Raw genomic sequence first — 22975 nt, 5'->3', positions numbered from 1 at the left:
ATAGCAGAAAAAGCTCGAACTTAGGCGCTTGACCGCCCCCATCCTGTTTCGCCAGGCTACGCTTGATAGTCACAGACTGAAAACATAAGCAGAGGACAGCGGCATGATTAAGCAGGGTTTATTGGGGATAATCGCACTCGCGATGGGTGTGAGCGCAGCGAATGCCGCCGATCCGGTCAAGGTCGGTTCAAAGATTGATACGGAAGGCTCGCTGTTAGGCAACATTATTCTGCAGGTGCTGGATAAACATGGGGTGAAAACGGTTAACAAGATCCAGCTCGGCACCACGCAGGTCGTGCGCGGAGCCATCACCGCAGGTGAGTGGATATCTACCCGGAATATACCGGTAACGGCGCGTTCTTCTTCAGTGATGAGAAAGATGCGGCCTGGAAAAATGCGCAGCAGGGCTATGAGAAGGTGAAAAAGCTCGATGCGGATAAAAACCATCTGGTGTGGTTAACCCCAGCGCCCGCCAACAACACCTGGACCATTGCGGTGCGCGGCGATGTGGCTCAGAAAAATAATCTTAACTCTCTCGACGATCTCAGCGCTTACCTGAAAAAAGGCGGCACCTTCAAGCTGGCGGCGTCGGCGGAATTTATCGAACGCAGCGATGCGCTGCCTGCGTTTGAAAAAGCCTACAACTTCAAGCTGGATCAGTCACAGCTGCTGTCGCTGGCAGGCGGTGATACAGCGGTGACCATCAAAGCGGCCGCGCAGCAAACGTCTGGCGTGAATGCCGCGATGGCTTATGGCACCGATGGCCCGGTAGCAGCGCTCGGACTGCAAACCCTGACCGATCCTAAAGGGGTGCAGCCGATCTATGCGCCTGCGCCAGTGATTCGGGAAAGCGTGCTGAAACAGTATCCGGACATCGGCAATTGGTTACAGCCGGTGTTCAGTAAGCTGGATGAGAAAACCCTGCAACAGCTCAATGCGCAGATTGCGGTTGACGGTCAGGATGCCAGCCAGGTGGCGAAGCAGTGGCTACAGCAGAATAAGTTGCTGTAAGCGGTGTCGTTACTGTTATCAAGACCGCGCCAGCAGCCGGTGCTGCTGGTACTCACGCTGCTGATCACTTGCGCGCTATTGGCTTTGCCGTTACTCAGTTTCGCCGCCAACCGACTGGTGTCCGGACAGCCGCTGATGTTATGGCAAGTGGCGCAATCCTGGTTGTTGCTCCTGCCGTTACTCTGGTTATGGCAAGGATTGTGGTGGAAGCCACGGCGTCGCAATCTGGTGATGGCATTGCTGGACGCTGAGATTCTGTTTGCGCTGCTGATCTTTATTGGCGGGCAGACGGCGGCGCAGCTGGCTAACAATGGCAGCCCGTTGGCACGTACGGCCTTTGGCAGCGGTTTATGGTGTACGGCGGCGCTGGCGTTATTGCTGGCCGCTGAGGCTATCCGCCAACTCACGGCCAGTACGCCATGGCGTATCCTGCTGAATCTGCAAATCTGGCTGGTACCGCTGCTGTTATTGCTCAGCGGTCACCTCGACCACCTCTCCCTGATGAAAGAGTATGCCAACCGCAGGGCGGTATTTGATGCCGCCTTTAGCCAGCATCTGCTGTTGCTGGCTGGCACGCTGTTGCCGACGGTATTGATTGGTTTGCCGCTCGGCCTGGTGATTGCCCGGCGATCGCGCTGGCAAAGTGCCGCTTTCAGCGTACTCAACCTGATCCAGACCGTGCCTTCTGTGGCGTTGTTTGGTTTGCTGATTGCGCCGCTGGCGAGGCTAGTGGCTCACTTCCCGGTACTGGCAAGTTGGGGCATCAGCGGTATTGGTCTGGCTCCGGCGCTGATTGCGCTGGTGCTGTATGCGTTGCTGCCGCTGGTGCGCAGCGTGGTGGCGGGGTTGCAGCAGGTGCCGCAGGAGGTACGTGAAACCGCACGCGGTATGGGCATGAGCGCGCTGCAACAGTTCTGGCTCGCCGAACTCCCGCTGGCGCTGCCGGTGTGGCTTTCGGGCTTGCGCGTGGTGGTGGTACAAACCATTGGCCTGGCGGTGGTTGCCGCGCTGATTGGTGCCGGTGGCTTTGGCGCCATTGTTTTTCAGGGATTATTAAGCAGCGCACTGGACTTGGTGTTGCTGGGCGTGATTCCGGTGGTCGCGCTGGCGGTGGTGTTTGATGCCGCATTGCGTTTACTGTCGGCACTGCTGGAGAGAACCGATGATTGAGTTTCACCAGGTAAGCAAAATATTTGCCGGCAAAGCGGCGGTGCGTGATCTCACGTTGCACATTGAGAAGGGCAGTTTCACCGTGCTGATTGGCACGTCCGGTTCAGGCAAATCCACCACGCTCAAAATGATCAATCGGCTGGTGGAACATGACAGCGGCGAAATCCGCTTTGCCGGTGAACCGATCGAACGCATGGATGCGCGCGCGCTGCGGCGGCGCATTGGCTACGCCATTCAGTCGATTGGCTTGTTCCCGCACTGGAACGTGGCAAAGAACATCGCCACCGTGCCGTCACTGCTCGGCTGGCCGCAGGCAAAAATTCAACAGCGCGTAGAGGAACTGCTGGCGTTGCTGAATCTGGATACGCATCTGGCGACGCGTTTTCCCCATCAACTCTCCGGGGGGCAGCAGCAGCGGGTTGGCGTGGCGCGCGCTCTGGCGGCCGATCCTGAATTGTTGCTGATGGATGAGCCGTTTGGCGCGCTCGATCCGGTGAACCGTCAGGCGCTGCAACAGGAGATGCTGCGCATTCAGAAGCTGTCAGGACGCACGGTGGTGCTGGTGACGCACGATATCGACGAAGCGCTGACGCTGGCGGATCAACTGGTATTGATGGATGGCGGTGAAATCGTGCAGCAGGGCAAGCCGATTGAACTGCTGACGCAACCGGCCACGGATTTTGCCCGTGAATTCTTTGGCCGCAGCGAGCTAGGCGTACGGTTGCTGGCATTGGGCCGTGCGGGCGGTGCAGCACGGCGCGGTGAGTGGCTGGACGGTGAGCCGATAGCCGCCAGCCTGACGTTGCGTGAGGCGCTGTCACAGTTTATCGCCCGGCGCACCGACAAACTGCCGGTGATCGATCAGCATCAACAGCCGTTGGGTGTATTGCACTTCAGCGATCTGTTGCGCCAGCGGGAGGCGATGTGATGCGGTTATGGCGCGATCCCCTTTACTGGCTGCTGGCGACGTTTTTGCTGTTGCTGTGGGGATTGCCGTACAGCGGATCGCTGTTTGCCCACTGGTTCCCGCAGCTGGAACGTCCGTTATATCAGCAGGAGAGCTTCTGGCGGCTGGCCCTCGCACATCTGTCACTGGTGGTCAGCGGCAGCGCCCTGGCGATAATTTTTGGCGTAGGCTGTGGTGTTTTCGCCACGCGACGTGCCGGGCGGGCATTCAGACCGTTACTGGAGACGCTGGCGGCAGCAGGGCAGACTTTTCCGCCGGTAGCGGTGCTGGCGATAGCCGTGCCAGTGATGGGATTTGGCGCGACACCTGCCATTATGGCGCTGTTTCTTTACGGGCTGTTGCCGATTTTGCAGGGCACGCTGGCAGGATTAGATAGCGTGCCCGACAGCAACCGGGAAATTGCCGTTGGGCTGGGTATGGGACCCTGGCGGCGCTTATGGCAGATTGAACTGGCGCTGGCCGCACCGGTGATCATGGCTGGCGTGCGTACATCGGTGATGATCAGCATCGGCACCGCAACGATCGCTTCTACGGTGGGCGCAGAAAGTCTGGGATCGCCGGTGATTATCGGACTGAGCGGCTTTAACACCGCCTATGTCATTCAGGGCGCGCTGTTGGTGGCGCTATTGGCACTGATTTGCGACCGCGTGTTAGAACGCGTGCAACGTCAACTCAGTGGCTGGGAAGGATAAGACTGTAGCCTACCAGCATCATGCCACCCATGCCGCCAATGGCCATCACGGCAAACAGGGTGCCAATGAGAATTTTATTCCAGTTCATAAGGGAAACCTGAGAAAAGTCATGGAGTGCGGCATGATAACGCGCACACCCGGCAAGGCAAAGGCCGTGTGTGCGATTTTTTGTCAGGCTGGTTCGTGAATATGGGTGGCAAACCCTTGCGCCTGCCAGTGCTCAAACTGCTCTAACTGGCGTCGTGTTGGTTTTTTACCGGTCCAGATAAACAGATTCTGACCGGGGAACAGTTCAGGACGCGGCATATCCAGCGGCTCGGCTAAGACATCCATGCGCCAGCCCTGCTGTGACAAGCGCCAGGCTTCGAGCCAAAGACGGGTACGATCTTCCACGCCCCAGCCAATCATTAAAGCATCTTTGCCGGCCTTTTTTCGGCCGCCAGCGAGACAAAACGCCACGTAATCAATCAGTGCGCCATCTAACAGGCTACACATGGTGCGCGCGGTGTGCTGATCCAATCCCAGACGTTGACGCACCGGGACAAACACATGATCAATCAGTGCATCCACCGGATGTTCGCGGCCAATGGTGGCAATTTTAGTGCGTAGTTTAGCCGGACGAACGTGACGCAGCACGCTCATTAGCTCTTCCTGCATTGCGGTCCAGCCATCGTGCACATTAATGCTTTGGCCTTCCAGCAGGGCTTTGACCTTGCCAACAGGCACACCACTCTCTATCCAGCGTTTGATCTCTTCAATCCGCTGAACATCTTCATCATCAAACTGGCGGTGACCGCCTTCTGTACGCTGAGGTTTTAATAAACCGTAACGGCGCTGCCAGGCGCGCAACGTTACCGGGTTGATTCCACAGCGTTCGGCAACATCGCCGATACTGTATAAGGCCATGGCGTCCTCGAAAATTCTGACCTGCATTACAACACCTTAACTGCCTCGCTTGGGTTGTACAACTCTTTTATGTTTGTACAACTTGACGTTTTATGCAAATTAAGGCCTTATTTCATATGTGAGAATTATTTCCCATATATGAGAGGTGAACATGCCTGTACCGGATACCGAAGATCGACTGGCCGCACGTTTAGCCGAATTGCGCGTGCAATGTGGCTGGTCACTGGACGAACTGGCGATGGCTACCGGCATCAGCCGGGCTTCATTGTCGCGCATTGAACGGGCGGAGACCAGCCCCACAGCCGCTTTGCTTAACCGGCTGTGCGTTGCCTATGGCTTGACCATGTCACGCCTGCTGAGTGAAGTGGAAGAGGAGGCGGCGCTGCTGCTCAAGGCTAGCGATCAAACAGTGTGGCGTGATGATGCCAGCGGGTATCAGCGCCGCAGCGTCTCGCCACCGGCCAGCCACTTCAAAGCGGAAATGGTGGAAGGCGTGCTGCGCCCCGGCGCGCGCATCGATTATGACGCACCTCCGATACAGGGGCTGGAACAGCATATCTGGCTGCAATCCGGCGAGCTGACGTTCACCATGGACGATCAACGCTGGACACTGCAGGCGGGGGATTGCCTGCGTTTTCATCTCACCGGCAAATCATCATTCCAGGCGCACCCTGAAGGCGGCGCACGTTACATTTTGGTGGTGTGCAAACCATGACTGAAATTGAACAGTTAAGTGCTACACAGGCACAGCCCCTGCTGGCCGCGCTGACCGAGGTGTTACACGGTTGCGTGGCTGACGGGGCCAGCGTCGGTTTTATTGATGCCGATGATCGCACAGTGATGGAACGCTTCTGGCAGGATAAAATCTACAGCCTGGCAAGCGGCGATAATCAACTGCTCGTGGCGTGGCAGCAGGGTGTGATTGTCGCGACAGTGATGGTTGGGTTTAGTGCTATGCCCAATGGCCGTCATCGCGCGGAGATCAGTAAATTGCTGGTGCATCCCCGTGCCCGGCGTCAGGGAATTGCGCGTCGTCTGATGCAGCAGGCTGAGCAATTAGCGGTTGAGCAGGGCAAAACACTGCTGGTGCTGGATACGCGCAGCGGCGATGTGGCCACGCAACTCTACTTATCGATGGACTGGCAAATTGCGGGTTCCATTCCGTTGTACGCCGAATCGACGGAAGGGGCGTTAGATGCCACCACGGTGATGTATAAAGTGGTGGGGTGATTGCACCAACTTAGTGCGCCTCTTCGGCCTCTGCCAGGCCCAGTGATTGCATAAATAGCCGGATAATCGGATTAATTTTCCGGCCTTTTTTCATCATCAGGCAGAACGGATTTTCCCGGCGCACCGATTCATCACCTAACTCACAAAGCTGCCCCCGCGCAATAAAGGGGGCAGCATAGTGTTCGGGTAAATAACCAATAAAGTGCCCGGTTAGAATCAGCATGGCGACGGATTCCACTTGCACCGCCTGCGCTCCGCTGTCCTTTAATGGAATAAGGCGACGGTCATCGCGCGGTGTGACATATAAATGATTAATGATTTTCTGCTCACGTAATATTTCCACCGATATATTCTTATCACAAGATCCAGAATATAAAGGATGTGACATGGAGCAATATAATTTCGAATATTCTTTATAAAGCGGGAAGTAATCAAAATCACTTTTCATTTCATAAACCGGCGCAATACCACAATGAAAACGACCTTCACTCATGCCCCGTTCAATATCATCTAATTGCGCAGTCTGTAAGCGAATCTGCACCTTTGGTGCTTTCTGGTGCAACTGTTGCACCGCCGCAGTGACCGGTGAATGCGGATCAGAAATAGTGTTGTCCACCACACAGATGGCGATGTCACCCAGCAACTCATTGCGGCTGTTGTGCAGACGTTCGCGGAAAAGATTCAGGGAGACGAACAGTTCCAGCGTGGCCTGATAGACATTAATGCCGTACTGCGTCAGTTCAAAGCCTTCGCGTCCACGGCTGCATAACGTCATGCCGAGACGAATCTCCAGATCGGAAACCTGCTTGCTGATGGCGGCTAAACCAATATTCAGTTCGTTGCTGGCAGCGGTTAATCCTCCGGCTTCCACCACGCATTTAAATACGCGAAGCAATTTTAAGTCAATATTACTCAGTGCCAGAACCGCATTGTCGCCGCGATTATTTGCATTGTTTCCAGACTGGGAAACTTTACTTTCCATCTTTGCTATTCAACTCCGGAATAATTGCGGTGAAAGTACAGTGAACCTGAAATATGACGTATTTACCAGTGTGAGTGTGAAATAAGTTTTTATTATCACGGCTGGTTTATTCATATCTTTTCCATATCGCTGACGAGTATCTGTAAGGGGAAATAGCATGTCTGATAATGCCGAACTGTTATGGGGCGCGCGTTTTAAAGCGGCACCGGCGGCCAGTTTAACCGCGCTGTCGCGCAGCCCGGATTATTACTTTGCCCTGGCACCTTACGATTTAGCAGGCTGCCGGGCACATGCCCGTGAACTGGCACGCGGCGATCTGCTGAGCAGTGAAGAACTCAAAACCATGCTGGCAGCGATTGATGCGCTGGATGCTGATTATCGTGCGGGCAATCTGCACCCGATTGCTGCTGATGAAGATGTCCACACGTTCATTGAACGCGCACTGACCGAGCGCTTAGGACCACTGGGCGGCAAACTGCGCGCCGGTCGCTCTCGTAACGATCAGACGGTCAACGATTTGCGTCTCTACCTGCGTGATAACGGCCGCAAAGTGGTCAGCGCTTTACTGGCACTGCAGCAATCTCTGGTTGAGCAAGCGGCACTGCACACCGAAAGCGTGGCGCCGGGTTTCACCCATTTACAACAGGCACAGCCGATTGTGTTTGGTCACCAACTGCTGGCTCATGCGCAATCTTTTGCCCGCGATATCGAGCGTATGCAGGACTGGGATCGCCGCAGCGCGCGCTGCCCACTGGGTGCCGCAGCGATGGCAGGATCGGCAATTGCGCGCCAGCCGGAAAAAGCCGCTGAAGACCTGACCTATCTGGCACCGTGCGAGAACTCGATCGATGCCGTTGCCAGCCGCGATTACGCCGCAGAATTCCTGTTTGTCACCAGCATGATCGGTATCAACCTGTCTCGCCTGTGCGAAGAAGTGTGCATGTGGGCGTCGCGCCAGTTCCGCTGGGTGGAATTGCATGACAGCTATGCCACGGGTAGCTCAATCATGCCGCAGAAGAAAAACCCGGACATTGCCGAACTGACGCGCGGTCGTTCAGGACGTCTGGTCGGCAATCTGATGGCGTTGCTCACCACCATGAAAGCCATGCCGCTCTCCTATAACCGCGACCTCAGCGATGACAAGCGCAACGTGATTGATGCTGTGGACACACTGCTGCTGGTGCTGCCTGCCATGGCGGGCATGATGTCGACGCTGAAATTCAACACCGACGTCATGCGTGAGCAGGCGCCGGATGGTTTCACTTTAGCAACGGAAGTCGCCGACTGGCTGGCGATGCGCGGCGTGCCGTTCCGTGAAGCGCATGAAATCACCGGTCAGCTGGTGCAACTGTGCGAACGCGAAGATTGCGGTCTGTCCGACCTGAGCGATGCGCAGTTGCAGGCTGTCGATGCCCGCTTAACGCCTGAAGTGCGCAGTGCCCTGACGCTGGAAGCGGCACTGGCGGCACGCAGTGGCTATGGCGGCACAGCACCCGCCCGCGTACGTGAACAGTTAGCGCGTTTGCAAATCCTGATGCAGGACCAGCAGCGCTGGACTGAAGATTACGCTGGCCCGCGCGCCTGAGGAGACGCTGATGTCGCAAACCACCCCGGTTGAACCCAGCCTGAAAAACAGCCGCGAGCAGACGCATTACGATCTGGATCGCTATCAGGTAGTGCCGCGCCGTTATTACGGCCGCATCACTGCCTCGGCGGTGATCCTGGTGCTGCTGGCGTTGCTGGTGAATGCCTTCGCCCACGGCAACATTGAATGGTCGTTTGTCGGCCAGTTCTTTACTGCTCAGGCGATCCTCAACGGCGTGGTGAACACGCTGATTATGTCGGTGCTGGCAATGGGGCTCGGCATCCTGTTCGGCGTGATCACCGCGATTATGTATATGTCGCCCAATCCGGTGTTGCACTACATCGCCGTGGGCTACGCGTGGATCTTCCGTGGTACGCCGCTGATTTTGCAACTGCTGCTGTGGTTTAACCTCGCGCTGGTGTTTCCCACCATCAGTATTCCCGGCGTGTTCAGCGTGCAAACCGTCACCATCATGACGCCGTTCCTCGCGGCCCTGCTGGGTCTGAGCATCAACCAGGGGGCTTACACCTCCGAAGTGGTGCGCGCCGGCTTGCTGTCCGTGGATACCGGTCAATATGAAGCGGCGAAAGCGATTGGCATGCCACGTCTGCAAGCGCTGCAACGCATTATTCTGCCGCAGGCGATGCGCGTGATTTTGCCGCCGGTGGGCAACGAATTCATCAGCATGATCAAAACCACCAGTCTGGCGAGCATGATCCAGTACTCCGAACTGCTCTACAACACGCAAACCATCTACTTCGCCAATGCGCGCGTGATGGAACTGCTGTTCGTGGCGGGCATCTGGTACCTGATCATCGTCACCGTGCTGTCGTTTGGTCAAAGTCGCCTTGAGCGCTTCTTCTCACGCGGCCACCGCCAGCGTCAGTAATTGGGAGAGAGAGATGAGAAACATCGTGCGCGCCGTCAAGGTGAACAAATATTTCGACCAGTTCCACGCGCTGAAGGACGTCAGCCTCGAAGTGAATTACGGCGAGGTGATGTGCATCCTCGGGCCTTCCGGTTCCGGTAAAAGCACCTTCCTGCGCTGCATCAACCAGCTGGAGAAAATCGATCAGGGTGGCATTTGGGTCGACAACGAATTAGCGGGCTATCGCATTGCGGGCAACAAACTGCATGCGTTAAGCGATAAGCAGATTGCCCGCCAGCGCCTGCAAACCGGCATGGTGTTCCAGCGTTTTAATCTGTTCCCGCACAAAACCGCGCTGGAGAACATTATCGAAGGGCCGTGTCGTGTCCTGCTGCGTCCGAAGCGTGAAGCAGCGGAAGAGGCAATGGCACTGCTGGATCGCGTTGGTCTGGCACACAAAGCGCACGATTATCCGCAGTCACTGTCTGGCGGGCAGCAGCAGCGTGTGGCGATTGCGCGTGCGCTGGCGATGAAACCGAAACTGATGCTGTTTGACGAACCCACTTCGGCGCTGGATCCGGAGATGGTGGGTGAAGTGCTGGCCGTTATGCGCCAGTTAGCAAAAGAGGGCACCACCATGCTGGTGGTCACTCATGAGATGGGCTTTGCCCGTGAAGTGGCCAATCAGGTGGTGTTTATGGACGAGGGACGCATTATCGAGCAGGGCGCACCAGAAGACATTCTGCTGAACCCGCAAAACCCACGGATGAAAAACTTTATTAACGCGATTCTTCTTTAACGTGACCGGGGTGAAAAACATGAAAAAACTGTTATTGAGTGCCATCAGTGCCGTGCTGTTACTGCAATCTTCTGCCTGGGCGGACATCGCCGTGCCAGCCGCCATCAAAGAGAAAGGCCTGACCGTGGCGATCATGCCGAACTATCCGCCCATGGATTTCAAAGATCCGGCCACCAACCAGCTCACTGGTGTGGATTACGATCTCGGTCAGGCGATCGGTGAGAAGCTGGGTGTGAAGATCAACTGGCAGGAGATCGCCTTTGAGCAGATGGTGAACGCCGTGGTGACCAAGCGTGTCGATTTGGTGATGTCCGGTATGACCGACACCAAAGAACGTCAGAAGGTGGTTAACTTCATCGATTACTTCAAAACCGGCCCGCAGTTCTACACCCAGGCAGCGCGTAGCGACATCAACAGCGCCATGGATCTGTGCGGCAAGAAAGTCGGCACCAGCCGTCGTACCACTTTCCCGGTAGAGATTGCCAACTGGTCTAAAGCGCACTGCGAAGCCGCCGGCAAGCCAGCAATCATTGTGGTCGGCGCCGAAGGGACGGCCGATGCGCGTACTCAGCTGCGTCAAAACCGTCTGGATGGCGTGGTGCAGGGGAGTGAAACGCTGCCGTACATCATGGATCTTGAGAAAGGCAAATATAAGCCGCTCGATAAAGCCTTCTCCTTCCAGTACACCGGCATGGCAATTGGTAAAGATGCTGGCGAGCTGACCACAGCCATTCAGGCGGCCATTGACGCGATGATTGCCGATGGCAGCTACCAGAAGATCCTCGCGAAATGGGGTCTGGCCGACAATGGCGTGACTCAGGCGACCGTTAACCAGGGCTAAAGGAGCGTAGCGATGCAACAACCGGGCGCAGTGCGCTGGCCGCAGGGGAAACGCGGCTGTATGGCGCTGGCGTTTGACCTTGATGGTCCCACCGGCGATGCCATGTTGAATGGCAGCCTGTGGTCAACGCCAGAATATTTCACCTTCGGTGCGTATGGGCCGTACCGTGCGCTCGGGCGATTGCTCGACCTGCTGCGCGCTTTCCAGATTCCCGCCACGTTTTTTGTGCCGGCGTGGGTGGTGGAACAGTGGCCGCAGCAGTGTCAGGCGATTATCGAACAAGGCCACGAAGTGGCCTATCACGGCTATCGTCACGAATCTTTCTGGGCGATTCCGCCAGTTGAACAGCGTGCCGTGATGGCGAAATCCGCTGAAATCTTTAAACAGCATTTGGGTATCACCGCCTGCGGTTTCCGTACGCCGTCGGGTGACTGGCATGCCGAAACGCCACAAATTTTGCGTGATGCTGGGGTGATTTACTCCAGCAGCATGCGCGGCGACGACCGTCCTTATAGCATCCCGGTGGCGGGTCACACGCCGCTGGTCGAGATCCCAGGCAAGTGGGAGATGGATGATTACGCCTCACTGGCCTACACGCGCCAGCCGGACTTCCCGAAAGGCGGCGACCGCATCGCCAGCTATGCGTACACACGCGATAACTGGCAGCGCGAATTCGATGGTGCGATGGATGAAGGCTTGTGCCTGACCACGTTATTCCACCCGAAAATTTCCGGCCAGCCAGGACGTATCTTGCTGCTGGAGCAGTTGTTTGAACATATGACAGCGCGTGACGACGTGTGGTTTGCGCGCTGTGATGCGGTGGCGCAGTGGTATCTGCAGGAGCAACAGCATGACTGAATCTTCCCGCTGGCCGCTGGGCTTCCAGTCCGCCGCCGTTTTGACCATCGATTTCAACGACATTCACGGCATTTTGACGCAGGCACCGGCCGTCGCCGGACGTGATAAAACCCTGTCGGTATGGCGCTATGGCACCCTGCGCGGCGTGGATCGCTTGCTGGCATTGCTGGCAGAAAAACAGCTGAAAGCCAGCTGGTGCTTACCGGCAATTGTGGCGGAAGAGCAGCCGGAACTGATTAAACGCATCGTGGCTGATGGCCATGAAATCGCCTGTAGCGGCGAGCGCCATGAAGATTTCTCGGTGCTGTCGCTGGAGCAGCAGATTGCCAGCGTGACGCGCGGCTGTGAGCAGCTGGCACAGTTTACCGGCAAACCGATTCAGGGCTTCCGCACCCCAGCAGGGCAGTGGAAACCGGGTCTGGCACAGGCGCTGGTGGATCAGGGTATTCGTTGGTCATCCAGCTGGCGCGGCGACGATTTGCCGTACTTCCATCCCGGCACGCGGATGGTGGAATTGCCGATGCACTACACGCTGGAAGACGAACCCTATTTCGCCTTTAACCTGAGCCCGGCCATCCCGCCGGGGCAGTCGCGGATTGCACCTTATGCCGAAACGCTGGCAAACATGACACAAGACTTCCAGGGCTTCCACCGCTTTGGTCTGTGTTATCTGCTGCGCCTGCATCCGGAAATCATCGGCACTGCCGGGCGCATCGGCTTGCTGCGTGAGTTGATCGAGACGCTGCAACAGCACAACGTGTGGATCGCCACGGCGGAGCAGGTGGCGACGCATTGGCAAACGCAGCCGGGTAACGATGTTTCCCATCCAGCCGAAGTGTTTACCCGCATCACAGGAGGTGCGCATGGGCAGTTCGCTTGATCAACTGGCGGCATTTATCGCCGAAACAGGTTTTGAACAGCTGCCTGATGCGCTGGTCGAACAGGCAAAACGCCATTTGCTGGATACGCTCGGGGCTTCACTGGCGGGCAGCGACAGCCCAATCTGGCGCGAATGTCTGCTATTGGCGCTCGCAGAAGGTGGGCATCAGCAGGCACAAGTGTGGGGAAGTGCAAAGCAGGTGAGTCCACGCCAGGCGGCATGGCTCAACGGCGTGGCTGCGCATATGTATGAGCTGGATGATACCGGCGGCTGCGATCACTCGGGCGCGGTGGTGATTCCCGCTATTCTGGCGGCACTACCTTTGGCGACGCAGCCGGTTGACGGCCAGGCGCTGCTGGTGGCGATGGTGATCGGTTATGACGTCGGACGCCGGGTGCTGGAAGCTTGCGGCGGCTACTCTGCGCACAACGGCGCAGGCTGGCACTCCACCGCCAGCTGTGGCGTGTTTGGTGCCGCAGCGGCGGTGTGTTCACTGCTGCAGCTGGATCGTGAACAGTGCGCGTCGGCTTTGGGCATTGCCGCCAGCTTTAGCGGTGGGTTGTGGGGCTTTATTCACGACGGCTCGCACACCAAAAAGTTGCATGCGGCGCGTGCGGCTGAAGGTGGCGTGCAGGCAGCACAGCTGGCGCAGCGTGGTATTAATGGTCCATCGGCGGTTTTCGAAGCGAAGTGGGGCGGATTCCTGCAAACCCTTGCATCTGAAACACAGCAACCCGCTGCGTTAACCGCCGATCTTGGCGTGGTGTGGAAGCTGGCACGCTGCTCGATCAAGCCGTATGCCGCCTGTCGTGGAACCCATTCTGCGGTGGATGCCTTGAACCTGATGCTGACGCAGCATTCGGTACAGCCTGCACAGATTGAACGTATCCTGGTGGGATTAAATCCGTTCCTGCTGGAGATGTGTGGCGGACATAAGCTGAAAAGCCTGGCAAGTGCACAAATGAGCCTGCCGTATGCACTGGCGGCGCGTGCACTGTACGGTTCCGCCGAGCTGGCCAGCTACGATGATGCCAAACGTCTGCATCCACAGGTGGAAGCCTTTATGGCGCGGATTGAGCTGGTGATTGATGAGCAGCAGGGCCGTGACGACGAGCCGTGGGTGCGGATTGAAACCCTGCAGGGCGAGCAGTGGCAGCAGCATGTGCCGGTGCCGTCTGGTGCGCCGGCTAATCCGCTGAGCCTTGAAGCGCTGCTGGCTAAATACCGTAGCTTAGCGGGGCGTGTATTGCCGATTGAGCAGGTTGAACAGCTGGAAGCGATTTGCATGGAGTTGGAAGACGTCGCGGATGTGCAGGAACTGGTGGCACTGCTGGCTCGCGTATAGGGTTTGGGTGCAGAATTTGCACCAGAATTTGTAGAAAAACAGAGTCTGCTGATGCATTTGCATGCTCGCAGATTAATTCACGGCTGATGTTGTAGTTCGCAGGTAATGATGTTGATGTCCGCAGGTGATGACGCAGGCTGGGGGCGCTTTGGCGCTGGCGTCCTCGCGCCGCTGACGCGGTGCCCTCACTTCGTTCGTCTGCCTGACGGAACGGCGGGGATGGCACATCCCTGTGCCGCCCCGCCTTTCGCCCGCGTCCCTGCGGGCTATCCTGGCAGACTCACTCTGTTCGGCGCTGCGGATTGCCTGCGCCAAAGCGCCCCCAGCCTGCTCATTAACCATCGTGCTTGCTGTTAAAGACCTCCGGGTTTAAGTCCATAGCGGGCATGTTGATCCAGAACTTCCAGTCGGCTGATGGGCTGAAGTGAATGTTGTTGAAAGGGGCACAATATTTGAGGCCGTAGCACCGCTGCTGCTGCAAGGGCTATCCGCAGCGCTGAGGCTTTTACGTTGGGCTGGGAAATCCACGCAGCGATGAGCCAAATTTCCCAGTCGGCTGATGGGCTGAAGTGAATGTTGTTGAAAGGGGCACAATATTTGAGGCCGAAGCACCGCTGCTGCTGCAAGGGCTATCTGCAGCGCTGAGGCTTTTACGTTGGGCAGGGAAATCCACGCAGCAATGAGCCAAATTTCCCAGTCGGCTGATGAGCTGAAGTGAATGTTATTGAAAGGGGCACAATATTTGAGGCCGTAGCACCGCTGATGCTACAAGGGCTATCCGCAGCGCTGAGGCTTTTACGTTGGGCCAGGAGATCCACGCAGGGATGCGTGGATCAGTTCGGGGCCGACCAGGGATGGTCGATCCCCGAACGGTCCGTCGGCACGACGTGGAAGCCGAGGGCACCGCGTCAGCGGCGCGAGGACTGCCCGGCAGCAGCAGCGGTGCTACGGCCCGCACAAGCACTCACCCCCGGGTTTAAACCCGACCAGCCAACCCTTCAATCCGCTGCATCGCCGCCAGCAGGCGGGCTTCGGTGACCGCTACCGACATATTCTCCATGTCCGGTGCATGCACGGATTCACGCACAATCAGCGCCAGCTCGGCATCATCCAACTCGGCAATCTCATGCAGCGTCAATGGCACACCGCAATCGCGCGCCAGACGCATCTCATCCAGTACCTCTTCATCGCTGCGATCTTCCAGCGCCAACAGGCACAAGTTGCCAAAGCCAACCAACAGGCCATGACCGAACTCACGCGTCTTATCGCAGAAGGTAAATCCTTCATAAATTGCATGGGATGCTGCCGCATGGGCGCCGTTGCTCATCAGCGAGGTCAATCCGGCCCAGGTAAAGATTGCATCCAGCACCTGATCCAATGAGGCGCTGCTCTCGCCGCGCAGCACCGCCGCATAGGCCGCCGGGCCGTGTTCCGCGATCACGTCATAGCAAATCTGGCTATGAGCCAATGATGACAATGCATTGCCTTCGCGTGCCGGATGGCGGACGCTCACCGCGCGGAACTCATACCATTTTGCCAGGGTATCGCCCAGACCGGCTGCCAGCCAGCGAGCAGGGGCTTTAGCCAGCAACTCACTGTCGATGATCACTGCCGCGGGTGCCTGTGGCAGCGGGAAAATATCGAAGAAATTGCCGTTATCATCATAGCGAATGGTCAATGGCGTCACTGCCGAACAGGTGGCGGCAATGGTCGGGATGGTGATAAACGGCAAGCCCAACTGCGCACCCACGGCTTTTACGGTATCCAGCGATTTACCGCCGCCGACACCGATAATCACGTCAGCTTGCAGTTCGGTGGCGATGGCGGCCAGACGGTTAATCTGGTTAATCGAGGTCTCACCACCAAACCACTCCTGCGCCAGCAGCGTCACGTTGGCCGCCAGCAGTTGAGCGCGCACCTGCGCTTCCACCGACTGCAGTGACTGATGGCCGCCAATCAGCAGAGCGCGTTTGCCCAGCCCCGCGCAAATCTCGCCCAGCTGATTGATCATACCCGCGCCGCGCAGCACGCGCGCCGGAAACACCAAATTCTGTTGTGTCATGCTTTTTTCTCTGTGTAACGGACACCGGGCAATACGCACAGCATCTCATAAAGGATATTGGCTGCCAGCTGGGAGGTCATGCCGCTGATATCGTAAGGCGGTGACACTTCGACCAGATCGCCACCGACCAGATTGAGTCCGCGACAGCCGCGCACAATCTCCAGTCCCTGCATTGAGGTCAATCCACCCACTTCTGGCGTACCGGTGCCGGGTGCCCATGCAGGATCGAAACTGTCGATGTCATAGCTGAGATACACCGGACCGTTGCCGATACGCGCACGCACTTCGGCCATCAGAGGCGTCATGGATCGATACCAGCACTGCTCGGCCGGCACCAGGTGGAAGCCTTGATCGACGCCCCACTGGAAATCATCGGCGGCGTAGCCTTGAGCGCGCTGACCAATTTGCACCACGCGCTGGCAGTCGAGCAGGCCTTCTTCTACCGCACGGCGGAATGTGGTGCCGTGGGCGATCTTTTCGCCGAACATCTCATCGTTAGTATCGGTGTGCGCGTCAATGTGGATCAGGCCCATCGGCCCGTGCTTCTTCGCCAGCGCCCGCAAAATCGGCAGCGTTAGCGTGTGATCGCCCCCGAGCGTTAACGGGATAATCGGCCAATTGTTCAGCTCGGTATAATAGTTTTCGATGATATCGACCGACTTCAGCAGGCTGTAAGTATTGATGGGCACATCGCCGAGATCGCCGACGCGCAACGAATCAAAAGGCGCTGCGCCCGTCGCCATGTTATACGGGCGAATCATCACGGAATCAGCGCGAATGGCGCGTGGACCATAGCGCGTGCCGCTACGCTGCGACGTGCCGATATCCAGCGGAATGCCTACAAACGCGACATCAAGATCGGCAGGGGATTCGGCAGCGGGCAAACGCATCATGGTGCCACGGCCGGCGAAACGGGGCATCTCGTTGCCGCCCTGCGGCTGAGGAAAATCGGTCATCACGAACTCCTTCGGCTAAGTGAGTCTCATCATGGCCTGAGGCAGGCGCGGGAAAAATCCTTGACAGCAAATAATCACTTCATAGATTGGTTAACTTTAGTCTGTAATCACTGAAGGAAATGAGGTGCAAACGCTCCCCAATCTCAAACTGCTCCAGGTGTTCGCCAGCGTGGTGGAGAATCAGGGCTATTCACGTGCTCAGCAGGCGCTGAATATGACCACGCCCGCCATTAGCGCCTATATGAGCGAGCTGGAAACGCAGCTGGGTTTTATTCTGTGTCAGCGCGGACGTGGCGGTTTTACCCTCACCACGAAAGGCGAACAGTTTCATCGTTACAGTCAGGAAATGCTGGCCACGCTGGCGGGTTGGCAAGAGCAGGTTGAGACGCTAAAAAGTGCCCAGGGTGGCACCTTTTCGCTGGGCGTGGTGGATGCCACTGTCACGGACAGCACGCTGGATCTGCCGGCGGCGATTGCGCGCTTTAATCAGCGTTTTCCGGCGGTATTTTTCAATCTCAGCGTGCGCGATCCCAATGAACTGCAGCAGCAGTTACTGGAAGACCGCCTCGATCTGGCAATCGGACACTTTCCACTGCGTGCCAGCAATCTGGTCACCATTCCGCTTTATGAGGAGCAACACTGGTTGTATTGCAGTCCGCAACATCCCCTGGCGCAGGGCGATCCGGATATGCGCACCGTGCAGCAAACCGGCATGGTGACGCGGCGTTACTGGAATCAGCAGGAGCTAAACAAGCGCGGCTTCCGCCAGACTAACGCCTCAGTGGAGAGTATAGAGGCGCAGTTGACGCTGATCCTCTCCGGGAGATATATCGGCTATTTGCCGGAACACTACGCGCAAAGTGGAGAACAGCAGGGCAAGCTATGCCGCTTGTTGCCGCAACATTTTCACTTCCGCGCACCGTTCTCCTTTGCCTTCCGTCGGGGACGCGCCCGCGAAACGCTGATTCGTGCGATGCGTGAAATTCTGAATCCAGCGCGAAAAAATAGCAGCGAAAGCTGACGCTGCGCCGATACTGTGTAAAAATACAGGCCAATTCAGCAAACAGTAATGAACATGGCCCTGACAGCAGCGATAAAAAGCCAGATTGCGCAATGGTATAAGGCGCTGCAGCAGCAGGTTCCTGACTTTATCCCCCGTGCGCCCCAGCGTCAGATGATTGCCGAAGTGGCAAAAAGTCTGGCCGGTGATGAAGGCCGCCATCTGGCGATTGAAGCTCCCACCGGCGTGGGCAAAACCTTGTCTTATCTGATTCCCGGCATTGCGGTGAGCCGCGCCGAAGAGAAGCGGTTAGTGATCAGCACCGCCAACGTCGCGCTGCAGGATCAGATCTTCAGCAAAGATCTGCCGCTGCTGAAAAAAATCATCCCCGATCTCACCTTCACCGCCGCGTTTGGTCGTGGCCGCTATGTTTGCCCGCGCAATCTCGCGGCGCTAGTGGCGACCGAGGATCAGCAGGGTGACCTGCTGCTGTATCTCGATGAAGAAGCGGTAACCGGGTCGAAAGAAGAGCAGAAGTTCTGCGCCAAACTGGAAAAGCAACTCAGCAGCTACAAATGGGATGGCCTGCGCGATCACTCCGATGTCTCGATTGATGACAGCCTGTGGCTGCGCCTTTCCACCGATAAAGCCAACTGCCTGGGGCATCACTGCCGCTGGTATCGTGAATGCCCGTTCTTTGTTGCTCGTCGTGAAATAGAACAGGCGGATGTGGTGGTGGCCAACCATGCGCTGGTGATGGCGGCGATGGAGAATGAATCTGTCTTACCGCCTGCCAAACACCTGATGCTGGTGCTGGACGAAGGTCATCATCTGCCAGAAGTGGCGCGTGACGCGCTGGAGATGAGCGCAGAAATCACCCCCGGCTGGAGCAGTTTGCAGCTCGATCTGTTTGTGCGGCTGGTGGAAACCATCATGGCGCAGTTCCGCCCGAAATCGCCTCCTCCATTGACCCACCCTGAGCGGTTAAAAGGCCATTGTGATGAGATGCGTGAACTGCTGCAAATTCTGTGCGACGCGCTGAATCCGTTATTACCCGCGCACAACCAGCCGGGTGAGTTCCGTTTTGTGCTGGGTGAGTTGCCGGAAGAACTGATGACGATGTGCGCACGGTTGTTCAAACTGAGCGATGCCTTACGCGGGTTGAGCGAAGGGTTACTCAATGAGTTAGGTGAGCAAACCGGCAAAGCCGACATTATGCGACTGCATCGGGCGATTATTCAGCTTAACCGCCAGTTTGGCTGGTTCGAATCGATCAGTAAACTTTGGCGACTGGCGGCCATGGAGAAAGCCTCTAATGCGCCGGTATCGAAATGGATTACGCGAGAAATTCGCGACGGCCAGGCGCATCTGCTGTTTCACTGCGCCGGGATTCGCGTCAGCGATCAGCTGGAAAAACTGCTGTGGCGTAAAATCCCGCATGTGGTAGTGACCTCGGCGACCTTGCGCTCACTGAACAGCTTCAATCGGCTGCAAGAGATGTCAGGGCTAAACGAGAAAGCGGGCGATCGCTTTGTGGCGCTGGATTCGCCATTTAATCATGTCGATCAGGGCAAGCTGGTGATCCCGCAAATGCGCTATGAACCGCTGATGGTCAATGAAGCAGAGCACATCGCTGAGATGGCAGGATTTTTCCTGCAACAAATGGCAGAAGAGAAGCACAAAGGCGTGCTGGTGCTGTTTGCCAGCGGGCGCGCGATGCAGCAGTTTGTCAGCCATGTCAGCGCATTACGCTTATCGATGTTGGTGCAGGGCGATCAACCTCGTTCGCGCTTAGTGGAGCTGCATCGCCAGCGAGTCGAAGCGGGGCAAACCAGTATTCTGGTCGGACTGCAGTCTTTTGCTGAAGGCCTGGATTTAAAGGGCGATCTGCTGACGCAGGTGCATATCCATAAAATTGCTTTTCCCCCGGTTGACAGTCCGGTAATTTTGACCGAAGGGGAGTGGCTGAAGAGCCTCAAACGCTACCCGTTCGAAGTGCAGAGTTTACCCAGCGCCTCGTTTACGTTGATTCAGCAAGTCGGGCGTCTGATTCGTAGCCATCACTGCTTCGGGGAGATCGTGATATACGATCGGCGACTGCTTAATAAAGCTTATGGCAGTCGACTGCTGGCCGCCTTACCGGTGTTTCCGATTGAGCAACCAATGGTGCCTGAAGCCAGCATAAAACCAGCGGTAACAGCAGTGGTTAAAGCCCCAGTAAAATCAGCGAAGCGTAAAAGTAAGAAATCTTAGGTGTGCCCAGGCGCACCTCAATGACCTTTTGGCCGCCGGATATCGGCGCGCCCTGGAAGCGGGAATGCCCTGATGGAACTGAATAAAATCATCAAAGAGATTGGGCGCGGTAAGAATCACGCGCGCGATATCGATTTCGACACCGCCGTTGCGCTGTACAGCGCGATGCTGGCGGATGAAGTACCCGAATTGGAACTCGGCGGTGTGCTGATCGCCCTGCGTATCAAGGGCGAAGGTGAAGAGGAGATGCGCGGTTTTTACCAGGCCATGCAGCAGCAGATGATGCAGTTGCAGCCGCCCGCCAATCGCCCGATGCCGATAGTGATCCCCAGCTACAACGGCGCACGTCGTCAGGGCAATCTCACGCCGCTGTTAGCTTTACTGTTAAGCAAACTCGGTTTTCCGGTATTGCTGCACGGTGTGAGTGACGATCCGACGCGCATCACCACCGAAGCCGTGCTGGCGGCGCTGGATATTGCGCCGGTCACCAACGCGCAACAGGCACAAGCGAAGCTGGAGAGCGGCGAACTGGCCTTTATCACCATCGATCACCTGTGTGCACCGATGGCAAAACAGCTGTCGCTGCGCTGGCGCATGGGCGTGCGTAATAGTGCGCACACGCTGGCGAAGCTGGCCACGCCGTTTGCCGAACGTGCCGCGTTGCGTCTGGCGAGTGTTTCCCATCCGGAATATGTGCCGCGCGTCGGCAAGTTCTTTCAGGATATCGATGCACCCGGCATTCTGCTGAACGGCACCGAAGGTGAAGTGTATGCCAATCCACAGCGCTGTCCGGCGATTAACTACATTGCCGGTGCGGGCGCACAGGCGGAAGTGTGGGTAGAGCGCCAGCCAGAAATCAGTGTGGAACTGCCAGAAAGTAAAAATGCCCAGGACACCGCAGACTGGATAAAACAGGTGCTGTGCGGCGAACGAGCGGTGCCACAGGCGCTGCGTTTACAGCTGGCGTGCTGCTTAGTGGCAACCGGGGAATCAGCGACGCTGGATGAAGCGAAAACCCGCTTGCAGCAAGCTGGGATCTGACGGGTAGAACAATACCCGCAGCCTTTGGTTGCGGGTCAAATGCACAGCAGAGATGATAGAAGATCAAGCGCGCAATGCCGCTTGAGATTCCTGGATTCCGCGAATCCTGCTAGTCAGGCTTTGACCAGCACGCTCTCCACCAGTTGCTGCCAGAAACTGATACCAATCGGCAGCAACTCATCATTGAAATCGTAATGCGCGTTGTGCAATGGCGCGGAAGGTGTTGTGCCATCGGCACCGAGCCAGAAGTAAGCACCCGGGCAGGATTCCAGCATACAGGCGAAATCTTCCGATGCCATGGAGGGATTCACCTGCCAATGCACCTGTGATTCGCCTAACACGCGCTGGGCAACCTCACGTACCTGTTCCGCCGGGAGGGCATGGTTGGCGGTAACGGGGTAACCCGGATACCAGTGAATCTCGCCGCTGACGCCAAACGGGCGCGGCAGGGTAGTGACAAAATCTTCTATCAGACTGCGCACGCGGTCACGTACGTCAGTCTGCAAACATCGCACCGTACCACGCAACACAATCTGCTCGGGAATCACATTAATCGCTTCACCGCCATGGATCTGCGTCACGCTCACCACCGCTGACGCCAGCGGTGACAAACGGCGTGACGGGATGGTTTGCAGCGCCATAATCAATTCTGCTGCCACCACCATCGGGTCGGCACCGCTCTCTGGCATCGCCGCATGGCAGCTTTTACCGTTGAGGGTGATCTCAAAGGAATCCAGCGAGGCCATCATCGCACCTGGATTCACCGCCAGTGAACCCACCGGCAAACCCGGCCAGTTGTGCATGGCGTAAACCGCATCCATTGGGAAACGCTTAAATAAACCTTCTTCCACCATTTTCTGCGCACCGCCAAGATTCTCTTCCGCGGGCTGGAACAGGAAGTGCACGGTGCCTTTGAAGTTGCGTGTGGTGGCCAACTGGCAGGCTGCTGCGAGGAGAATCGCCGTATGTCCATCGTGACCGCAGGCGTGCATCACGCCAGGGCGGCTGGATTTCCACTCTGGCGCACCTTTTTCGGTCATCGGTAGGGCATCCATATCGGCACGCAAGCCAATCACCGGCCCAGGACCGTTTTCTAGTGTGCCAATCACGCCAGTGCCTGCCAGGCCACGGAACACTTGTAATCCTGCTTCGGAGAGCACGTTCGCAACCAGCTCGCTGGTTTGTTGCTCCTGGTAACCGAGTTCAGGATGTTGGTGTAACTGACGGCGCCATTTCAGGGCGTTTTCCAGCAGGACGGCAGGCAGGCTCATAAAGTTAGGCTCTCCATCAGCAGCAGTTGCTGCGATTTTTCTGACACATAACGCGATGTCTCCACTGTAGTGGTAAGCGCAGGGCGGCGTCTATCGTGGAACGGAATAATTTGGCTATAGGCTATAGCGGAATGGAATATGCCCCGCAGCATGCTGCATTTAAGGATTAAGGATTAAGGATTAAGGATTAAGGATTAAGGATTAAGGATTAAGGATTGAGAGACTAAGAAACTAAGAGACTGAGAGACTGAGAGACTG

Annotated in this window: 20 protein-coding genes and 1 pseudogene; 16 read left to right on the top strand and 5 right to left on the bottom strand. The window is 56.9% G+C overall.

Translation table 11 applies throughout. The features are described from left to right. The first annotated feature begins 103 nt into the window (after nt 1-103). From VI01_RS22260 to VI01_RS22245, 4 genes and pseudogenes are all read left to right on the top strand, one after another. Nucleotides 104-1011 (top strand): annotated as a pseudogene (locus VI01_RS22260) (ABC transporter substrate-binding protein). Between the two features lie 3 nt (nt 1012-1014). Then, the gene (locus tag VI01_RS22255) at nt 1015-2181 is read left to right on the top strand and encodes an ABC transporter permease (RefSeq protein WP_045816658.1); all 1167 of its coding nucleotides are present in this window, start codon (nt 1015-1017) and stop codon (nt 2179-2181) included. Then, nucleotides 2174-3109 carry an ABC transporter ATP-binding protein gene (locus VI01_RS22250; protein ID WP_038648020.1) on the top strand — a complete coding sequence of 312 codons (936 nt, stop codon included), beginning with the start codon at nt 2174-2176 and terminating at the stop codon, nt 3107-3109. The genes VI01_RS22255 and VI01_RS22250 overlap by 8 nt, the downstream gene beginning before the upstream one ends. Next, the gene (locus VI01_RS22245) at nt 3109-3840 is read left to right on the top strand and encodes an ABC transporter permease (protein ID WP_045816657.1); all 732 of its coding nucleotides are present in this window, start codon (nt 3109-3111) and stop codon (nt 3838-3840) included. The genes VI01_RS22250 and VI01_RS22245 overlap by 1 nt, the downstream gene beginning before the upstream one ends. Before the next feature lie 171 nt (nt 3841-4011). Here the strand turns inward: VI01_RS22245 and VI01_RS22240 are convergent, their stop codons facing one another. Further along, the gene (locus tag VI01_RS22240) at nt 4012-4746 is read right to left on the bottom strand and encodes a MerR family transcriptional regulator (protein WP_045816671.1); all 735 of its coding nucleotides are present in this window, start codon (nt 4744-4746) and stop codon (nt 4012-4014) included. Nucleotides 4747-4897: 151 nt separating this feature from the next. On the opposite strand from VI01_RS22240, the gene VI01_RS22235 reads away from it, so the two are divergent. Together VI01_RS22235 and VI01_RS22230 are read left to right on the top strand one after the other, a co-directional pair. Further along, on the top strand, nt 4898-5461 hold the full coding sequence (locus VI01_RS22235) for a helix-turn-helix domain-containing protein (RefSeq protein ID WP_045816656.1): 564 nt from the start codon (nt 4898-4900) through the stop codon (nt 5459-5461). Continuing rightward, nucleotides 5458-5976 carry a GNAT family N-acetyltransferase gene (locus tag VI01_RS22230; protein ID WP_045816655.1) on the top strand — a complete coding sequence of 173 codons (519 nt, stop codon included), beginning with the start codon at nt 5458-5460 and terminating at the stop codon, nt 5974-5976. The genes VI01_RS22235 and VI01_RS22230 overlap by 4 nt, the downstream gene beginning before the upstream one ends. Nucleotides 5977-5986: 10 nt before the next feature. Here the strand turns inward: VI01_RS22230 and VI01_RS22225 are convergent, their stop codons facing one another. Further along, nucleotides 5987-6958, bottom strand: coding sequence for a LysR family transcriptional regulator (locus VI01_RS22225; protein ID WP_045816654.1), 972 nt, complete (start codon nt 6956-6958; stop codon nt 5987-5989). Between the two features lie 157 nt (nt 6959-7115). Here VI01_RS22225 and argH point away from each other — a divergent pair, with 157 nt between their 5' ends. From argH to VI01_RS22190, 7 genes are read left to right on the top strand one after another with little or no spacing between them, the layout of a single operon-like run. Next, nucleotides 7116-8543, top strand: a complete 1428-nt coding sequence (gene argH, locus VI01_RS22220; RefSeq protein WP_045816653.1) for an argininosuccinate lyase — start codon at nt 7116-7118, stop codon at nt 8541-8543. A 10-nt stretch (nt 8544-8553) separates the two neighbouring features. Next, complete coding sequence (locus VI01_RS22215; protein ID WP_045816652.1) at nt 8554-9432, top strand: amino acid ABC transporter permease; 879 nt, start codon at nt 8554-8556, stop codon at nt 9430-9432. Between the two features lie 13 nt (nt 9433-9445). Then, nucleotides 9446-10210, top strand: a complete 765-nt coding sequence (locus VI01_RS22210) for an amino acid ABC transporter ATP-binding protein (protein WP_045816651.1) — start codon at nt 9446-9448, stop codon at nt 10208-10210. A gap of 19 nt (nt 10211-10229) precedes the next feature. Continuing rightward, nucleotides 10230-11051, top strand: coding sequence for an ABC transporter substrate-binding protein (locus VI01_RS22205; RefSeq protein WP_045816670.1), 822 nt, complete (start codon nt 10230-10232; stop codon nt 11049-11051). A 12-nt stretch (nt 11052-11063) separates the two neighbouring features. Continuing rightward, a complete protein-coding gene (locus tag VI01_RS22200) occupies nt 11064-11909 on the top strand; it encodes a polysaccharide deacetylase (protein ID WP_045816650.1) in 846 nt (281 codons plus the stop codon). After that, nucleotides 11902-12789 (top strand): polysaccharide deacetylase, encoded by an 888-nt coding sequence (locus tag VI01_RS22195; protein ID WP_045816649.1) that lies wholly within the window; start codon nt 11902-11904, stop codon nt 12787-12789. The genes VI01_RS22200 and VI01_RS22195 overlap by 8 nt, the downstream gene beginning before the upstream one ends. Beyond that, complete coding sequence (locus tag VI01_RS22190) at nt 12773-14134, top strand: MmgE/PrpD family protein (protein WP_045816648.1); 1362 nt, start codon at nt 12773-12775, stop codon at nt 14132-14134. Before VI01_RS22195 ends, VI01_RS22190 begins: the two co-directional genes overlap by 17 nt. 976 nt (nt 14135-15110) lie before the next feature. On the opposite strand, the gene VI01_RS22185 is transcribed toward VI01_RS22190, so the two are convergent. Both VI01_RS22185 and speB read right to left on the bottom strand, forming a co-directional pair. Then, a complete protein-coding gene (locus VI01_RS22185; RefSeq protein WP_045816647.1) occupies nt 15111-16196 on the bottom strand; it encodes an iron-containing alcohol dehydrogenase family protein in 1086 nt (361 codons plus the stop codon). After that, nucleotides 16193-17152: an agmatinase gene (speB, locus tag VI01_RS22180; RefSeq protein ID WP_038647995.1), complete on the bottom strand. Its 960-nt coding sequence runs from the start codon at nt 17150-17152 to the stop codon at nt 16193-16195. Before speB ends, VI01_RS22185 begins: the two co-directional genes overlap by 4 nt. Nucleotides 17153-17276: 124 nt before the next feature. Between speB and VI01_RS22175 the strand changes: the two genes are divergently transcribed. The 3 genes from VI01_RS22175 (at nt 17277) to ybiB (ending at nt 21446) form a co-directional block, all read left to right on the top strand. Beyond that, nucleotides 17277-18173 carry a LysR family transcriptional regulator gene (locus VI01_RS22175; protein ID WP_045816646.1) on the top strand — a complete coding sequence of 299 codons (897 nt, stop codon included), beginning with the start codon at nt 17277-17279 and terminating at the stop codon, nt 18171-18173. Between the two features lie 54 nt (nt 18174-18227). Then, nucleotides 18228-20405, top strand: coding sequence for an ATP-dependent DNA helicase DinG (dinG, locus tag VI01_RS22170; RefSeq protein WP_045816669.1), 2178 nt, complete (start codon nt 18228-18230; stop codon nt 20403-20405). Nucleotides 20406-20477: 72 nt separating this feature from the next. After that, on the top strand, nt 20478-21446 hold the full coding sequence (gene ybiB, locus VI01_RS22165; RefSeq protein WP_045816645.1) for a DNA-binding protein YbiB: 969 nt from the start codon (nt 20478-20480) through the stop codon (nt 21444-21446). Between the two features lie 113 nt (nt 21447-21559). Here ybiB and VI01_RS22160 read toward each other — a convergent pair whose 3' ends face one another. Next, nucleotides 21560-22717, bottom strand: coding sequence for a M20 aminoacylase family protein (locus VI01_RS22160; RefSeq protein WP_045816644.1), 1158 nt, complete (start codon nt 22715-22717; stop codon nt 21560-21562). Between the last annotated feature and the right edge of the window lie 258 nt (nt 22718-22975).

Origin of the sequence: Pantoea sp. SM3, assembly GCF_000963995.1 — a bacterium.
Classification (GTDB): Bacteria; Pseudomonadota; Gammaproteobacteria; order Enterobacterales; family Enterobacteriaceae; genus Pantoea; species Pantoea rwandensis_B.
This window is presented reverse-complemented; position numbering and strand designations above follow the sequence as displayed.

Excerpts from the sequence above, each read along its gene's own strand:
- VI01_RS22250 (WP_038648020.1), top strand. The coding sequence starts at position 2,174 with ATGATTGAGTTTCACCAGGTAAGCAAAATATTTGCCGGCAAAGCGGCG.
- VI01_RS22245 (WP_045816657.1), top strand. The coding sequence starts at position 3,109 with ATGCGGTTATGGCGCGATCCCCTTTACTGGCTGCTGGCGACGTTTTTG.
- VI01_RS22240 (WP_045816671.1), bottom strand. The coding sequence starts at position 4,746 with ATGGCCTTATACAGTATCGGCGATGTTGCCGAACGCTGTGGAATCAAC.
- VI01_RS22235 (WP_045816656.1), top strand. The coding sequence starts at position 4,898 with ATGCCTGTACCGGATACCGAAGATCGACTGGCCGCACGTTTAGCCGAA.
- VI01_RS22230 (WP_045816655.1), top strand. The coding sequence starts at position 5,458 with ATGACTGAAATTGAACAGTTAAGTGCTACACAGGCACAGCCCCTGCTG.
- VI01_RS22225 (WP_045816654.1), bottom strand. The coding sequence starts at position 6,958 with ATGGAAAGTAAAGTTTCCCAGTCTGGAAACAATGCAAATAATCGCGGC.
- argH (WP_045816653.1), top strand. The coding sequence starts at position 7,116 with ATGTCTGATAATGCCGAACTGTTATGGGGCGCGCGTTTTAAAGCGGCA.
- VI01_RS22215 (WP_045816652.1), top strand. The coding sequence starts at position 8,554 with ATGTCGCAAACCACCCCGGTTGAACCCAGCCTGAAAAACAGCCGCGAG.
- VI01_RS22210 (WP_045816651.1), top strand. The coding sequence starts at position 9,446 with ATGAGAAACATCGTGCGCGCCGTCAAGGTGAACAAATATTTCGACCAG.
- VI01_RS22205 (WP_045816670.1), top strand. The coding sequence starts at position 10,230 with ATGAAAAAACTGTTATTGAGTGCCATCAGTGCCGTGCTGTTACTGCAA.
- VI01_RS22200 (WP_045816650.1), top strand. The coding sequence starts at position 11,064 with ATGCAACAACCGGGCGCAGTGCGCTGGCCGCAGGGGAAACGCGGCTGT.
- VI01_RS22195 (WP_045816649.1), top strand. The coding sequence starts at position 11,902 with ATGACTGAATCTTCCCGCTGGCCGCTGGGCTTCCAGTCCGCCGCCGTT.
- VI01_RS22190 (WP_045816648.1), top strand. The coding sequence starts at position 12,773 with ATGGGCAGTTCGCTTGATCAACTGGCGGCATTTATCGCCGAAACAGGT.
- VI01_RS22185 (WP_045816647.1), bottom strand. The coding sequence starts at position 16,196 with ATGACACAACAGAATTTGGTGTTTCCGGCGCGCGTGCTGCGCGGCGCG.
- speB (WP_038647995.1), bottom strand. The coding sequence starts at position 17,152 with ATGACCGATTTTCCTCAGCCGCAGGGCGGCAACGAGATGCCCCGTTTC.
- dinG (WP_045816669.1), top strand. The coding sequence starts at position 18,228 with ATGGCCCTGACAGCAGCGATAAAAAGCCAGATTGCGCAATGGTATAAG.
- ybiB (WP_045816645.1), top strand. The coding sequence starts at position 20,478 with ATGGAACTGAATAAAATCATCAAAGAGATTGGGCGCGGTAAGAATCAC.
- VI01_RS22160 (WP_045816644.1), bottom strand. The coding sequence starts at position 22,717 with ATGAGCCTGCCTGCCGTCCTGCTGGAAAACGCCCTGAAATGGCGCCGT.